Origin of the sequence: Zeimonas arvi (genome assembly GCF_008039575.1) — a bacterium.
Taxonomy (GTDB): Bacteria; Pseudomonadota; Gammaproteobacteria; order Burkholderiales; family Burkholderiaceae_E; genus Zeimonas; species Zeimonas arvi.
This window is the reverse complement of record NZ_VDUY01000001.1, coordinates 491,042-505,836: the sequence shown is the minus strand read 5'-3', so window position 1 is coordinate 505,836 and position 14,795 is coordinate 491,042. Positions and strand designations below refer to the sequence as shown.

Here is a 14,795-nt window from a genome sequence, read left to right as displayed (position 1 = left end):
GGGTATTCTTCCCTGCATGGTGCAAGACGACACTCCGGACGGGCCGGTCGACTCGGGGACGGCCAACGAAGGCCCGCCGCCGCGCGCGATCGTGGAGTCCTGGCCCGGCTGGCCGGGCATGCGCCTGAGCCTGACCATCCTCGCGATCGTGGCCGGCGGCGTCGCGCTCTCGGCGGCGCAGGGGCTGCTGTTCCCGATCGTGCTCGCGATCCTGCTGGCCTTGCTGCTCACCCCGGCGGTGGACCTCACCGACCGCCTGCGGCTGCCGCGCTGGCTCGGCGCCCTGCTGGTGATGGTCGCCTTGATCGGGGTGCTGGTGACCGCGGCCACCCAGCTTGCCGCGCCGGCCGAGCGCTGGCTCAATCCCAAGTCCCCCGAGTGGCGCAAGCTCGAATTCCGGATCCGCGAGGTCAAGAAGCCGCTCGACACGATCAAGGACGCCCAGGAGCGGATGGCCGACATCGCCGAGGACAAGCCCGGCAAGCCCAAGCCGAAGGAAGTGGTGGTCGAGCGCCGCGACATCTTCAAGGCGCTGGACGACGCGAAGCCGCTGCTGGTGGGCGCCTTGTCCACGGTGGTCCTGCTGTACTTCCTGCTGTCCACGGGCGACCTGTTCCTGCGCAAGCTGATCCGGATCCTGCCCAGGCTCACCGACAAGAAGAAGGCGGTGGGGATCGCACGGACGATCCAGGTCGAGATCGGCCGGTACTTCATGACGATCGCCTCGATCAACCTGGGGCTGGGCGTGGTCACCGCAGGGCTGATGGCCCTGCTCGGGATGCCTTCGGCAGTGTTCTGGGGTGCGCTGGTGGCGGCGCTCAACTTCATTCCCTACGCCGGGCCGGGGATGAGCCTGGTGCTGCTTACCGCCGGCGCCTTCGTCAGCCTGGACAGCTGGCCGGCCATCCTGGCGGTGCCGATCAGCTTCTTCGCGCTGGTGCTGCTCGAAGGGCAGTTCCTGCAGCCCATCCTGGTGGGCCGGCGGCTGCGCCTCAACGTCGTCGTGACCTTCCTGGCCGTGCTGGTCTGGGGCTGGCTCTGGGGGCTCGCCGGGGTGGTGGTGGCAATCCCGATCCTGGTGGTGCTCAAGATCTGCGCCGACCACGTCGAACGCATGTCGGCGCTCGGCGAATTCCTCTCGCACGACTGACGCGCGAGCGTCGTCGACCCGCTGACCTGCGCGATGCTCGCGCGCTGACGGAGAAAGACATGAACGCCATCCTCGAACCCGCCGGCCCGGCGCTGCGCGTCGACGTGATTTCCGACGTGGTGTGTCCCTGGTGCTACGTGGGCAAGCGGCAGCTCGAGGCCGCCCTCGCGCGCTGGCGCGAGGCGCACCCCGACACGCCGGACCCGCAGGTGCGCTGGCATCCGTTCCAGCTCAACCCGGACCTGCCCGCGGAAGGCATGACGCGGGCCGATTACCTGGCGCGCAAGTTCGGCACGCCCGATCCCGGCGCGATCTACCAGCGCGTGAGCGCGGCGGCCCGGGCCGTGGGGCTCGAGCCCGACTTCGCGAAGATCGCCCGCCAGCCGAACACCTTGCGCGCCCATGCGCTGATCAGCGCCGCGCAGGGCGACGCGCAGCAGGCGGTCGTCGAGCGCCTGTTCAGCGCCTATTTCGTCGAGGGCGCGGATCTGACTTCCCGCGACACGCTCGCCGCGCTGGCGCGCGAGGCCGGCCTGCCCGACGAAGCGATCCGCGACGCGCTCGACGGCGCCGGCGCGCAGCAGGCGGCTCGCGACGACACCGAGGCGCGCGAACTCGGCGTGAGCGGCGTGCCCTTCTTCGTGATCGACGGCAAGCTCGGCGTGAGCGGCGCGCAGGGCGCCGACGCGCTGCTGGCGGCCTTCGGGCAGGCGCGCGGCAGCTGACCGGCGCGGCGAAGGCGCGCCTCCCGCCGCTGGAACGGCGGGGCGGTTCCTGTGATACGATTGCGAATCGTTCTCATTAAGATTCGTAATAAATCCAGGAGTCACCATGCCCGCAGACCGCAACGCCGCGGCGGCCGTGCTGATCGCAGCAACCGCCGCCGCCTCCATCCCGTCGATCTCGAACGCCCAGACCACCGGAGAGCGAGAGCTCGAGGCGGTGACCGTCACCGGCGAGTCGGCCGGCAGCTGGCGTGGCGTGTCTACCCAGACCGGCGTGTTCCGCGATCGCGACGTCATCGACGTGCCGTTGTCGGTCGACGTGGTGCCTGCCGCGGTGATCGAGGCGCAGCAGGCCACGACGATCTACGAGGCGCTGAAGAACACGGCCGGCGTCACCCGCTCGCAGCTCGGCCCGACGATCTACAGCAACATCGCGATCCGCGGCATCACGGTCGAGAACCGGTCGAACTACCGGATGAACGGTTCGCTGCCGGTGATCAACCTGATCGACTTGCCGATCGAGAACAAGGAGCGGATCGAGGTGCTGAAGGGCTCCTCCGGCCTCTACTATGGCCTGGTGCCGCCCTCGGGCATCGTCAACCTGGTCACCAGGCGCGCGGGCCCGGATCCGGTCACGACGCTCACGCTCACCGGCAACCAGCACGGCGCGCTGGGCATCCACGGCGACCTAGCGCGCCGCAGCGAGGACGGCAGCTTCGGCTGGCGCGTCAATCTCGCCGACTCGCGCCAGCGCGAGGGCATCCACGGCTTCGAAGGCTCGCGCAGCTTCGCCTCCGCAGCGCTGGACTGGCGGGTCACCGACCGGTGGCTGCTGAAGGCCGACCTCGAGCACGTTCGGCAGGATTCGGTCGAGCAGGCATCCGTTCGCTTGCTGCCGGCGGTCGACGGCGTCGTGCCGATCCCCAGGCTGCCCAATCCGACGAAGCTGCTGACCGCCGACTGGGCGCGCTACGAAGCCAACGCGACCAACCTGCTGCTGCGCTCGGACTACTCGCTGTCGGACAACTGGATCTGGACCGTCGAGGTCGGGTCTGCCGAGACCGAGCGGCCGCGGCGCAACTTCACCGACATCCGAAACTACGACCTCGTCACCGGCGCCGGCCAGGCCTTCACCTTCGTCCAGTGCTGCCAGGACTACGACAACCGGATGCTGCGCACCGAAGTCCTGGGAATGTTCGACGCCGGCGGGTTGTCGCATGAGCTGACCTTCGGCTGGGTCGACAATCGCAGGGAGCAGACCTCCGGGGCCTTCACCAGCTTCGCCCAGCCGCAGAACCTCTACGACCCGGTGGCGCTCGCCGCGCCGACCGTGACGCTGGGTGCACCGGCGCCGCGCACCCGTATCAACGACCGCGGCCTCTACGTTCACGACAGGATGAGCTGGGGCAACTGGAGCGGCTCGGTCGGCGTGCGCTGGATCGACTACCGCAACGTGTCGCCGACCTCTGTCTACGAGACCAGCGAGACGACTCCGGCCGTTTCCGTCGGCTACCGGCTGGCGCCGCGAGTCAACCTGTACGCCAGCTACATCGAGGGTCTGGAGGAGGGTGGCCAGGCGCCGCTGTCGGCGGCCAACCCCGCGCAGGTGTTTCCCGCGGTCAGGACGAAGCAGCGCGAAGTCGGCGCGAAAGCCGAGGTCGGCGGCGCGCTGGTGCAGGCCTCGCTGTTCGAGATCGACCGACCCAGCGCCGGCATCGATCCTGCGACCAACGTCTACTCGGTGAACGGCGAGGCGCGCTACCGCGGCCTCGAGCTGGCTGCGAGCGGCGAGCTGACGCGCCGGCTGTCCTTCTATTCCTCGACGCAGCTGCTCGATGCCGAGGTGGTGCGCTCGACCAGCCCGGCCCTCGTCGGCAAGCGGCCCGAGAACACTGCCGAGTTCACGGCCAGCCTCTACGTCGACTACCGCGTCGAGGCCCTGCCCGGCCTGTCGGTCGGCGCGGGTGTGTTCCACGTGGGTGCGCGCATGGTGAACAACCTCAATCAGGGCGAGATCGGGAGCTTCACCCGCGTCGATCTTGGCGCTGCCTGGCGGACGAAGTTCGATGGCAGGCCGGTCGTCTTGCGAGCGAACATCGAGAACCTGACCGACCGGAACTACTGGGCAGCGGCCGGCGCCGGCTATCTCGCCCAGGGACTGCCACGCACGCTGCGCCTGAGCGCGCAGATGGCGTTCTGATTCCGCGGCGTTCCGCGCGCAGGGCCCAGGATGGTTCCGGTTGCGATGGTGCACCCGACATGAAGCGGTCGCGTTCGCTGCTGCGCAGCCTCCACCGCTGGCTTGGGCTCGTGCTGCTCGTCCCGCTGTTGCTGCAGGGCCTGACCGGCTTGCTGTTGATCGTCGGCAAGCCTGTCGACCGGGCGCTCGGGCGGGAACTGTTCGTCGTCGAGCCGGGCCAGGCGAGACGAGGGCTCGACGCGATCCATGCCGGTCTCGTGGCACGTTTCGGGGATGGCGCGTCGTTCGTCTACCGGCCGCCTCGAGCGGACGACGAGAGCCTGATCGTCCATGTCGATGGCACCTGGCACGGGCGGGTGTTCGTCGATCCGTACACCGGGCGCCTGCTCGGCGAGCGCAAGGGGACCGGCGCCTGGTTCGACTGGCTGTTCGAACTGCACGCCGAGCTGTTGTCGGGCCAGGCCGGCCGGGCGGTGCTGGCGGCCGCCGGCCTGGGCGGCCTGCTGCTGATCGCGAGCGGCTACTGGCTCTGGTGGCCGGCGGGCTGGAGTTCGGCGTTTCGCGTGCAACCGGGGGCAGGACAGGTCCGGCTGCTTTTCGATCTTCATCGGGTCGGCGGTGCTCTGGCGGGCCTGATCATCGCCAGCAGCCTGCTGTCGGGCGTCTACATGGCGTGGCGGCCGGTCTCGGGTTTCGTCAGCGCGATTGCGGGAGAAGCGCCCCTTGTTCCGCCGTCGTTGCCGGCCGTCGCTTTCGAACCGCCGCATCGGCACCTGCCGTCGATCGATCGGTTGGTCGCCGCGGCCGACCTGGCCCTGCCGGGCGGGCAGCCCGGCTACGTGGAGGTGCCCGCCGATCCGGCGCGGCCGGTGCGCGTGCGCAAGCGGCTGCCGGGCGAGACGCATCCGAACGGGCTGTCCATGGTCTGGCTGGATCCGCGCACGGCCGAGGTGCTGCGGGTGACACGGCACGACGAGCTCGATCCCGGCACCCGCCTGTATGAGCTGATGTATCCGTTGCACATCGGAGAACTGGGTGGGGCCACCCAGCTGCTGCTGACCGGGATTTCGGGCGCCATGCTCGCCTCGCTGTCGGTGCTGGGCGTCTGCCTGTGGGGGGCCCGCCGCCCGGTGCCGCGGTCGCGCCGGCGATCCGGCGAGCCCGCCGCGGGCCGGCGACCGCGCTAGACTGGCCGCACGCCCTGGAATGCCGGGCGGCAAGCAGCCCGGTTGTTCGGGCCCGAAAGGATTGCCCGATGCCACAGCCCGCCGACCGAGTGCTGCCCCCGATTCCGGGAGACGATTCGGCGCGGGTCGCGCACCTGTGCGATCTGGGACTTCTCGATTCCCCGCCCGAGCCGGTGTTCGACCGCCTGACCGCGATCGCCCGCGAGCACCTCGGGACCCGCCAGGCCTTGCTGTCGCTGGTCGACGCGAACAGGCAGTGGTTCAAGTCGGTTGCGGGTCCGCTGGAGGCCAGGCAAACGCCGCGCCAGGACGCGTTCTGCGCCTGGGCGATCCTCGCCGCCGAGCCGATGGTGGTCGAAGATGCCGCCGCCGATCCCCGCTTCGCCGACAACCCCCTCGTTCTCGGCGAGCCCTTCATCGGCTTCTACGCCGGCGCGCCGATTCGCTCGGGCGGCTTCACGATCGGCACCCTGTGCGTGCTCGACCGGCAGCCGCGGCGGCTCGACGATGCCGGGCGCCGCCTGCTCGCGCAGCTGGCGGACACCGCCGCGGAGATCATCGGGCTGCGCAGGCGCGACGAGGAGCGGATCGCGATCGGCGACATGCTCGATGCCGCCGTCGAGGAAGCCTATCTGTTCGACGTGCACGCCGACCGGGTCGTCTACGCGAATGCGGGCGGCCTGCAGCGGATCGGATGCGGGGACGAGGAGATCGGGAGGCTCGGTCCGGCCCGGGTCTCGCCCGCCTACGACCGCAGGAACCTGGTCCGGATCATCGATGCCTTGCGGGACGGCAAGCCTTGGATCGTCAGCGAATGCGAGCACCTGCGACGCGACGGCGGCCGCTACCCGGTGGAGACCCGCTTCGTTCGCGCGGTCCGAGACGGCAGACTGTCCGACCGCCTGCTGGTGGTGATCGCGCGCGACATCACCGCGCGCAAGGAGGCCGAGCGGGAGCTGGCCTACCGGGCGCACCACGACAACCTGACGGGGCTCGCCAACCGATATCTTCTCGAGGACAGGTTCGAAGCGGCCCGGCGACGCCTGCGGCGCAAGGGGGCAATGATCGGCATTGCGCTCATCGACCTCGACCGCTTCAAGGAGGTCAACGACACCTGGGGCCACGACGCGGGCGACGCGGTGCTGATGCGCGTGGCCGGCCTGATGGGCGCGGCGGTGCGCCCCTCGGACACGGTGGCCCGGGTCGGCGGGGACGAGTTCGTGGTCCTGCTCGACGACCTGGACGAGGCCGCCCAGGCGGCGGCGATCTGCGACAGGTTGCGCGCGGCCCTGGACGGGATCGTCGTCGGCGGGCTGCCGCCCGGCGTGGTGTCGGCCAGCATCGGTCACGCGGTCGCGACCGACGCATCGGTGACGCTCGATGCGCTGATGAAGCTGGCCGATTCGCGGATGTACGCCGACAAGCTCTAGCAGGCTGTTGAAATTCGCCCGCAAGAACTTGTAGCTCTGCACCGTATCGATCGGGATAATCCGGTCATGGTCGATGCCTTGCGAGGTTGAGGATGCGTGGATCGGATGCGGTGCAAGAGGCGCTGTTCATGTTCGCCAAGCTCGATGATTTCGTGCCGACCGATCACCCGCTGCGTGCGATCCAGAAGCTGGTTAACGAGGGTCTTACGCGGCTCAATGGCCTGTTCAATACGATCTATGCCGACACGGGGCGCGCATCGATTGCCCCCGAGAAGCTGGTGCGCGCGCTGCTGCTGCAGGTGTTCTACTCGATTCGCGGCGAGCGGCAACTGATGGAGCAGATCCGCTACAACCTGCTGTTTCGCTGGTTCGTAGGACTGGCGATCGACGATGCGGTGTGGGACCACTCGGTGTTCTCCAAGAACCGCGACCGGCTGCTCGAGCATGAGGTGGTCGAGGCGTTCTTCACTGAAGTGATGACGCTGGCTGATAAGGCCGGACTGCTCTCGAAGGAGCACTTCTCGGTGGACGGCACGCTGATCCAGGCGTGGGCCAGCCACAAGAGCTTCAGGCCGAAGGACGGCAGCGACGACTCGGACGCGAGCGGCCCGGGACGTAATGCACAGGCGAATTGGAAGGGCACTCGGCGCAGCAACGACACGCACGCGAGCACGACCGACCCGGATGCGCGGCAGTACCGGAAGAGCCACAACACCGCAGCGATCCTGGCCTACCAAGGCCATGTGCTGATGGAGAACCGCTCGGGGTTGGTGGTGGGCACCATCGTCACGCACGCCGACGGATTCGGAGAGCGCGCCGCAGCGCTGGCGATGCTCGACGCGGTGCCGGCAAGCAGGCCGCGGACGGTGGGTGCCGACAAGGCCTACGACACGCGTGACTTCATCGAGGCGTGCCGCCGCCGGCAGGTGACGCCTCATGTGGCGAGTAACGGCTCGGGGCATCGGCGTAGCGCCATTGACGGGCGCACCACGCGTCACGAGGGCTACCGGCTCAGCCAGACCAAGCGCAAGCGCATCGAGGAGCACTTCGGCTGGGGAAAGACGGTGGGGCGCATCCGGCAGACCGTCTACCGCGGCATCCGCAACGTCGACCAGCACTTCAAGCTGACGATGACCGCCTCGAATCTCGTCCGAATGGCGCGAATACTGAGTGCGGTACCGCAAGGAGGTGCGGCATGACTCGGCAACCAGCAGCCGATGCTCGCCTTCTCGGCGCGCAGCGCGCTCTAATCGATCCATCTGGATGCCAAAGTTCATCCAAAACGCTCGCTAAACCGATCGTCGCACTCGCATCGCGGCGAAATTCAACAGCCTGCTAGCGCGTCATCCCCAGGGCCTCATCCCCGTGGCGTGAATTCGGAGCCGGGCTGGCGCGGCGGCGCCTGGTCGGCCACCGCAGGATCGTCCGAGGGCCGGTCGGGCAGCGGAGGCGGGGTCGGGAAGTCCGCGACCGGGCCCAGCCGCAGCGCATCGCGACGGAACAGCGGCTCGCTGGTCACGTAGGCGAACAGCAGGTCGGCGAGCGCCATCAGCGAATCCACGTGCGTGCGTTCGTAGCCGTGCGAGGCGTCGAGCGCGAAGCAGACCAGCGCGGTGCGGATGTCGTTGCCGGCCTCGACCGCCGCGGCCGCATCGCTGCGGTAGTAGCGGAACACGTCGCGGCTGTGCTCGATCCGGTGATCGCGCGCGAGCCCCAGCAGGTGGCGGGTCAGGTGCCAGTCGAAGGGGCCTGACGAATCCTGCATCGAGACGGTGACGCCGTACTCGCAGGTGTTCTGGCCCGGCGCGATCGTGCCGTTGTCGATCGACACCAGCTCGGCCACGTCGCCGTGCAGGACGTGCGAGGCGCCCACGCCGGTCTCCTCGGAGATCGTGAGCAGCAGGTGGCAGTCCACCGGCAGCCGGGCGCCGGTGTCGCGGCAGGCCTTGGCGACCGCCAGCAGCGCCGCCACGCCCGCCTTGTCGTCGATGTGGCGCGCGTTGACGAAGCCGTTGTCGCAGAACTCGGGCTGCGAATCGATCGAGATCGTGTCGCCGATGTTCACCCCGAGCTTCACCAGGTCGTCGATCGAGTGGCTGCGCTCGTCGAGCCGCAGCTCCACCTGCTCCCAGCCGACCGGCTGGGTGTCGATCTGCTCGTTGTAGGTGTGGCCGGAGGCCTTCAGCGGGAGGATCGTGCCGCGGAAGTAGCGGCCGTCGTCGCCGTGCACGGTGCAGCGCGCGCCCTCGGCGAATCGCGCCGACCAGTGCCCGATCGGCACCACCTCGAGCCGGCCGTTGGGCTTGAGCTGCTTGACCATCGCGCCCAGCGTATCCAGGTGCGCCACGATCGCGCGGTCCGGACTGTGGCGCACGCCTTCCAGGTCGGCGCGGATCGCGCCGCGCCGCGTGAGGCTGAAGGGAATGCCCAGCTTGTCGAGCTCCTGGGAGGCGGTCAGCACGATCTGGTCGGTCATGCCCGACGGGCTCGGGGTGGCGAGCAGCCGGCCGAGGATGTCGAGAAGATAGGCCCGGTCGATGACCGAGGCGTTGGCGGGCGCGCGCCCGGCGGGAAGGTTCGTCGTCATGATCCGGTCCTCGTCTGCGGGAACAGCAGGTCGACGAAGCGCTCGGCCGTCGGCTGCGGTTCGTGGTTCGCGAGGCCCGGCCGTTCGTTGGCCTCGATGATCGCGTAGTCGTCGCCGGTCACGTCGGGCACCATCAGGTCGAAGCCCACGACCGGGATCTCCAGCGCGCGCGCCGCGCGAATCGCGACCTCGGCCAGCTTCGGGTGCAGGCGCGCGGTCTCGTCATGGATCGTGCCGCCGGTGTGCAGGTTGGCCGTCCTGCGCACGATCAGCGTTTCGCCCGGCGCCAGCACCGAGGACATGGTCTTGCCGCCGGCCATCACGCAGCGCTCGGTCTCCGCGTCGAGCGGGATGGCGCTCTCGCCGCCGGTGGCCGCCTGGCGCCGGCGGCTCTGCTTGTCGATCAGCCTGCGCACCGTGTTCTCGCCGTCGCCGATCACCCGGGCCGGCCTGCGGGTGGCGGCGGCCACCACCTGGTAGTCGATGACCACGATGCGCAAGTCCTCGCCGGGCACCAGCTCCTCGACGATCACGTCCTCGCAATGGCGGCGGGCCTGGTCGATGGCTGCCTTCACTTCTCCGAGGCTGCGAAGGTCGACCTTCACGCCATGGCCCTGTTCGCCGCGCGCCGGCTTGACGACCACGCGGCCGTGCCGATCGAGAAAGGCGCGCAGCGATTCGTCGTCGCCAGCCGGGATCTGGTCGGGCATGCGCAGTCCGGCGCCGGTGAGCAGCCTGCGCGTGACGCGCTTGTCGTCGCAGCGGCTCATGGCCACCGCACTGGTCAGTTCGGAGAGCGATTCCCGGCAGGTGATCGTGCGGCCGCCGTGGCCGAGCCTGAAGTAGCCGTGCTCGGCGTCGATGACCTCCACGCCGATGCCGCGGCGGCGGGCCTCGTCGACCAGGATGCGCGCGTAGACGTTGAGCCCGGCGAAGCTGTCGGGGCCGACGAAGAGCTTCTCGTTGATCGGGTTCTTGTTCTTCACGCAGTAGACCGGCACCCGTTCGAAGCCGAGCTTCTCGTAGAGCCCGATCGCCTCGGCGTTGTCGTGCATCACCGAGAGGTCCATGAAACCGCGCCCGCGCTCGCCGAATCGCGCTGCGAGCGCCCGGACCAGCGCCTCGCCCACGCCGGGCCGCGTGCCCTGCGGGTCGACGGTCAGCGACCACAGGCTCGAGCCGCCGTCGGGATCGTCGCAGGCGGCCACGTGGTCCACGCCGGTGACGCCGCCGAGGATCGCGCCGCTGTCGGCGTCCTCGGCCACGAGCAGCTCGAGCGAAGGGTCGCGGCGCGCGTCGGCGAAGAAGCCTGCGCGCACCGGCACCATCGAACGCGACAGGTAGATGCGGTTGACTGCCGGCTCGTCCTCGGGACGCGCGCTGCGGATCGCGATGCCGCTGCAGACCGGATCGCCGGCCGGCCCCTTGCGCAGCGCCAGCCGGAAGGTGTGCGAGGGGTCCAGGAACAGTTGCTGCGGCGCCAGCGCGATCACCACGTGCGGATCGCGGATGTAGAGCGCGACGTCGCGCCGGCCCGGCGCCTCGCGGCGGATCTCTTCGGCGAGCCGCTCCGGCGACGCATAGGTCTGGCCGAAGACCAGCCGGCCCCAGCCGCAGTCGACGGTGGCCTCGTCGCGCATCCGCTCGCCGGCGCCCTCGGGCAGCGCGCCCCAGTGCTTGAGCGAGGTCATGCGGACCGGATCCATGGGGTCGCGGTCGTCGGCGGTTCCGATGTTCGTCATGGTGTTCTCCTTGCCGCGGCGGGCGGGCCGCGGCGCCGGCCGGTTCAGAGCCCGCGGGCCTGCAGCCAGAATTCCAGCAGCGCGACCTGCCAGAGCTTGGAGCCGCGCAGCGGGGTGATGTGCTCGGAGGGCGCCTGGAGCAGACGCGCCACCGCCTCGGGGCGGAACAGCCCGCGCTCGCGGGCCGCCCGGCTGCCGAGCGTGTCGCGCACCATGTCGAGCACCGGGCCGTCGATGTACTTGAGGATGGGCACCGGGAAGTAGCCCTTGGGGCGGTCCACCACCTCGTGCGGGACCAGCCTGCGCGCGATCGACTTCAGCACGCCCTTGCCGCCGTCGCCGAGCTTGTCCTCGACCGGCAGCCTGCCTGCCAGCTCGACCAGCTCGTGATCGAGGAAGGGCACGCGCGCCTCGAGACCCCAGGCCATCGTCATGTTGTCGACCCGCTTGACCGGGTCGTCGGCCAGCATGACCGTGGTGTCCAGGTGCAGGGCCTTCTCGACCGCGCTGCCGCCGTGGCCGGCGGCGAACTCGCGCTCGAGGAAGGCGCGGCTGTGATCGTCGGTGGCGAAGGCCTCGCCGACCGTGTCCAGGTACTCGGCGTGGCCGCGATCGAAAAAGGCGCGCGCGTAGTCGCCGGTGGGGTCGGCGCTGTCGGTCAGCTTCGGATACCAGTGGTAGCCGGCGAAGACCTCGTCGGCACCCTGGCCGCTCTGGACCACCTTCAGGTGCTTCGAGACCTCCCGCGACAGCAGGTAGAAGGCCACGTTGTCGTAGCTGACCATGGGCTCGCTCATCGCGGCGATCGTTCCGGGCAGCGCGCCCATCAGCTCCGAGGTCGGGATCCGGATCTGCGCGTGACGGGTGCCGAAGCGCCTGGCCACCAGGTCGGAGTAGACGAACTCGTCGCCCGATTCGCCGCCGGCGGCCTCGAAGCCGATCGAGAAGGTGCGCAGGTCGTGCTGGCCGGCCTCGGCCAGCAGCGCGACGATCAGGCTGGAATCCACGCCGCCCGAGAGCAGCACGCCGACCGGCACGTCGGCCACCATCCGGCGGCGCACCGCGGTGCGAAGGGCGTCCTCGACCATGCGCTCGCGCTCGTCGACAGGCAAGGCGGCCAGCGCAGGGTCGGCCTGCACCTTCAGGCCCCAGAAGCGCCCGGTCTCGCAGCGGCCCTCGGCGTCCCAGGTGGCCACGGTGGCCGGCGGCAGCTTGCGCACGCCGGCCAGGAGGGTGAGCGGGGGCGGGACCACCGCATGCCAGCTCATGTAGTGGTGCAGCGCCGCGGGGTCGACCGCCGTGTCGATGCCACCGCCGGCGAGCAGCGCCGGCAGCGAGGACGCGAAGCGCAGGCGCCCCGTGGCTTCGGTCAGGTAGAGCGGCTTGATCCCGAATCGGTCGCGCGCCAGCGTGAGCCGCCCGCTGTCGCGCTCGAAGATCGCGAAGGCGAACATGCCGTGGAAGCGATTGACGCAATCGCGCCCCCAGGCGTGAAAGCTCTTGAGCACCACTTCCGTGTCGCCATCGGAGAAGAAGCGGTAGTCGAGGGCTTCCAGCTCGCGCCTGAGTGCCCGGTAGTTGTAGATGCAGCCGTTGAAGACGACGGTGAGCCCCAGGCCCGGGTCGGTCATCGGCTGCTGGGCGGTCTCCGAGAGATCGATGATGCGCAGCCGGCGATGGGCCAGCGCGATGCCGCCGTGCTGGAAGGCGCCCGATGCGTCGGGGCCACGGGGCTGGAGGACTTCGCCCATCCGGGCGACGACGCCGATGTCGGCGGTGGCAGAGCCGAAGCGGGCTTCACCCGCAAATCCGCACATGAGTGGATTGCCTCGCTGTGTCGTGGGTGGAGCGAGGGGAGTATGGCAGAAATGTTGTTTTTATGCAAATGCATTCTGTCGAATGCGAATGACATCTTGCGCGATCAGGGGTCGAATTTCGGGGAATTCACGTGAATTTCCGGAATAGACGAAGACCTTGCGCCTACTTCTCGGCGAAGGCCTTCTCGATCACGTAGTGGCCGGGGTGGCCGGTCTGGGGCGAGATCTGGAAGCCGCGCGCGTCGAGCAGGTGGCGCAGGTCGGCCAGCATCGCGGCGCTGCCGCACAGCATGAAGCGGTCCCCGGCCGGAGAGATCGGCGGCAGGCCCAGATCGGCTGCGAGCTTGCCGGAATCGAGCAGCGTGGTGATGCGGCCCTGGTTGCGGAAGGGCTCGCGGGTCACGGTGGGGTAGTACAGCAGCTTCTCGCGGACCATCTCGCCGAGGAACTCGTCCTGCGGCAACCCGTGCTGCAGGTAGTCGGCATAGGCGAGTTCGCTGACCCGCCGCACGCCGTGCACCAGGATCACCTTCTCGAAGCGCTCGTGGACCTCGGGATCCCTGACGATGCTCATGAAGGGCGCCAGGCCGGTGCCGGTGGCCAGCAGCCAGAGCCGCTTGCCCGGCAGCAGGTCGGACGCGACCAGGGTGCCGGTGGGCTTGCGGCTCACCAGCACGGTGTCGCCCGCCTTCAGGTGCTGCAGGCGCGAGGTCAGCGGGCCGTTGGGTACCTTGATGCTCAGGAACTCGAGATGATCCTCGTGGTTGGCGCTGGCGATGCTGTAGGCGCGCATCAGCGGTCGGCCGTCGACCTCGAGCCCCAGCATGACGAAGTGGCCGTTGTGGAAGCGCAGCGAGCGGTCGCGGGTGGTGCGGAAGCTGAAGAGCCGGTCGTCCCAGTGGTGGACGTCGGTGACGGTTTCGGTATTGAAGGCAGCCATGGCGGGAGTGTCGCCCCTCGGCGAAGGCAAACCCTTGATTTTGATCGGGGTTCACGCAGGGACGATCGTAGTGTGAACAGGCTCTAGCCTCGGCCCGGTCGGGGGCCGGTGCTCAGGTAGACGATCGCGCCGATCACGATCGCGCCACCGAAGAGCTGGACCACGGACACGGTCTGGCCCAGCACCGCCCAGGCCATGGCCAGCGCGGCCACTGGCTCGAAGTTCATGATCGCGGCGTTGTTCACGGCGCCCAGGCGGGGCAGCACCACGAACAGGCCGGTGATCGCGGTGCCGTAGAGCACGGTGAGCAGCGTGAGGCCGGTCCAGCCGGTAGCGTCCGCGGGCCAGTGGAAGCCGGTGGTGGCGGCGCCGGCCGAAATCGTGACGACTGCCACGACCACCATGAACATCAGCGTGCGCAGGCGGCCGTCGATCGCGGGCAGCCATCGCCCGATCAGGTGCAGCGCCACGCCGAAGCAGATCGACGCGCCGATCGCGAAGCCCACGCCGGGCAGCATCGCCGTGAAGGAGGCGCCGGCGGTGCCCGCCGCGCCCGCGGCGCGATTGCCGACACCGGTCACGTCCAGCGCGATGGCCAGCCCGAGCAGCGCTACCGGCATCGCGATCAGGGTGCGCCGCGCCGGTCGCTCGCCGCCCGCCAGCCAGGACACCAGGCCGAGCATGATCGGGAAGGTATTGAAGGCCAGCAGGGCCAGCGCCACCGGGATCCGCGCCACCGCCGAGTACAGGCAGTAGCTCTGCACCGCGATCAGCACGCCGATCAGCAGGCCGCGGCGCAGCGTGGGCCCCGGGATGCCCAGCGGCACCCGCGACAGACGCAGCAGTACCAGCACGAACAGGGCCGTGCCGAGCGATCGCACCGCCACCGCGGTGCTGACGCTGGTGCCGTGATCGAAAGCAAGGCGTGCCGCCACGTGATTGGCACCGAAGGTGGCGGCGATCGCGAGCAGCACGAGAACGCCGAGCCACCGGGGCATCGGCCCTGCGGCAGGATGG

The 14,795-nt window shown here is 69.6% G+C and carries 11 protein-coding genes; 6 read left to right on the top strand and 5 right to left on the bottom strand.

Annotated features, from left to right (window positions below; all coding sequences use genetic code 11):
- Positions 1-19 precede the first annotated feature (19 nt).
- The 6 genes from FHP08_RS02330 to FHP08_RS02305 all read left to right on the top strand — a co-directional run bounded on the left by FHP08_RS02330 (position 20) and on the right by FHP08_RS02305 (position 7,891).
- Positions 20-1,150 (top strand): AI-2E family transporter, encoded by a 1,131-nt coding sequence (locus tag FHP08_RS02330; protein WP_222707797.1) that lies wholly within the window; start codon positions 20-22, stop codon positions 1,148-1,150.
- A gap of 59 nt (positions 1,151-1,209) precedes the next feature.
- Entirely contained in the window at positions 1,210-1,875 is a 666-nt protein-coding gene (locus FHP08_RS02325; RefSeq protein WP_147702679.1) for a DsbA family oxidoreductase, read from the top strand.
- Between the two features lie 106 nt (positions 1,876-1,981).
- Positions 1,982-4,075, top strand: coding sequence for a TonB-dependent siderophore receptor (locus FHP08_RS02320; RefSeq protein WP_147702678.1), 2,094 nt, complete (start codon positions 1,982-1,984; stop codon positions 4,073-4,075).
- 59 nt (positions 4,076-4,134) lie between these two features.
- The gene (locus FHP08_RS02315; RefSeq protein ID WP_147702677.1) at positions 4,135-5,262 is read left to right on the top strand and encodes a PepSY-associated TM helix domain-containing protein; all 1,128 of its coding nucleotides are present in this window, start codon (positions 4,135-4,137) and stop codon (positions 5,260-5,262) included.
- Positions 5,263-5,330: 68 nt separating this feature from the next.
- On the top strand, positions 5,331-6,692 hold the full coding sequence (locus tag FHP08_RS02310) for a diguanylate cyclase domain-containing protein (protein WP_147702676.1): 1,362 nt from the start codon (positions 5,331-5,333) through the stop codon (positions 6,690-6,692).
- A 92-nt stretch (positions 6,693-6,784) separates the two neighbouring features.
- On the top strand, positions 6,785-7,891 hold the full coding sequence (locus FHP08_RS02305) for an IS5 family transposase (protein WP_147702675.1): 1,107 nt from the start codon (positions 6,785-6,787) through the stop codon (positions 7,889-7,891).
- A 158-nt stretch (positions 7,892-8,049) separates the two neighbouring features.
- On the opposite strand, the gene FHP08_RS02300 is transcribed toward FHP08_RS02305, so the two are convergent.
- From FHP08_RS02300 to FHP08_RS02280, 5 genes are all read right to left on the bottom strand, one after another.
- On the bottom strand, positions 8,050-9,279 hold the full coding sequence (locus FHP08_RS02300; RefSeq protein ID WP_147702674.1) for an osmoprotectant NAGGN system M42 family peptidase: 1,230 nt from the start codon (positions 9,277-9,279) through the stop codon (positions 8,050-8,052).
- Positions 9,276-11,021 carry an N-acetylglutaminylglutamine synthetase gene (ngg, locus tag FHP08_RS02295; RefSeq protein ID WP_187272132.1) on the bottom strand — a complete coding sequence of 582 codons (1,746 nt, stop codon included), beginning with the start codon at positions 11,019-11,021 and terminating at the stop codon, positions 9,276-9,278. The genes FHP08_RS02300 and ngg overlap by 4 nt, the downstream gene beginning before the upstream one ends.
- A gap of 44 nt (positions 11,022-11,065) precedes the next feature.
- On the bottom strand, positions 11,066-12,838 hold the full coding sequence (locus tag FHP08_RS02290; protein ID WP_147702673.1) for an N-acetylglutaminylglutamine amidotransferase: 1,773 nt from the start codon (positions 12,836-12,838) through the stop codon (positions 11,066-11,068).
- A gap of 163 nt (positions 12,839-13,001) precedes the next feature.
- Positions 13,002-13,778, bottom strand: coding sequence for a ferredoxin--NADP reductase (locus tag FHP08_RS02285; RefSeq protein ID WP_147702672.1), 777 nt, complete (start codon positions 13,776-13,778; stop codon positions 13,002-13,004).
- 83 nt (positions 13,779-13,861) lie between these two features.
- Positions 13,862-14,776, bottom strand: a complete 915-nt coding sequence (locus FHP08_RS02280) for an EamA family transporter (protein ID WP_147702671.1) — start codon at positions 14,774-14,776, stop codon at positions 13,862-13,864.
- Between the last annotated feature and the right edge of the window lie 19 nt (positions 14,777-14,795).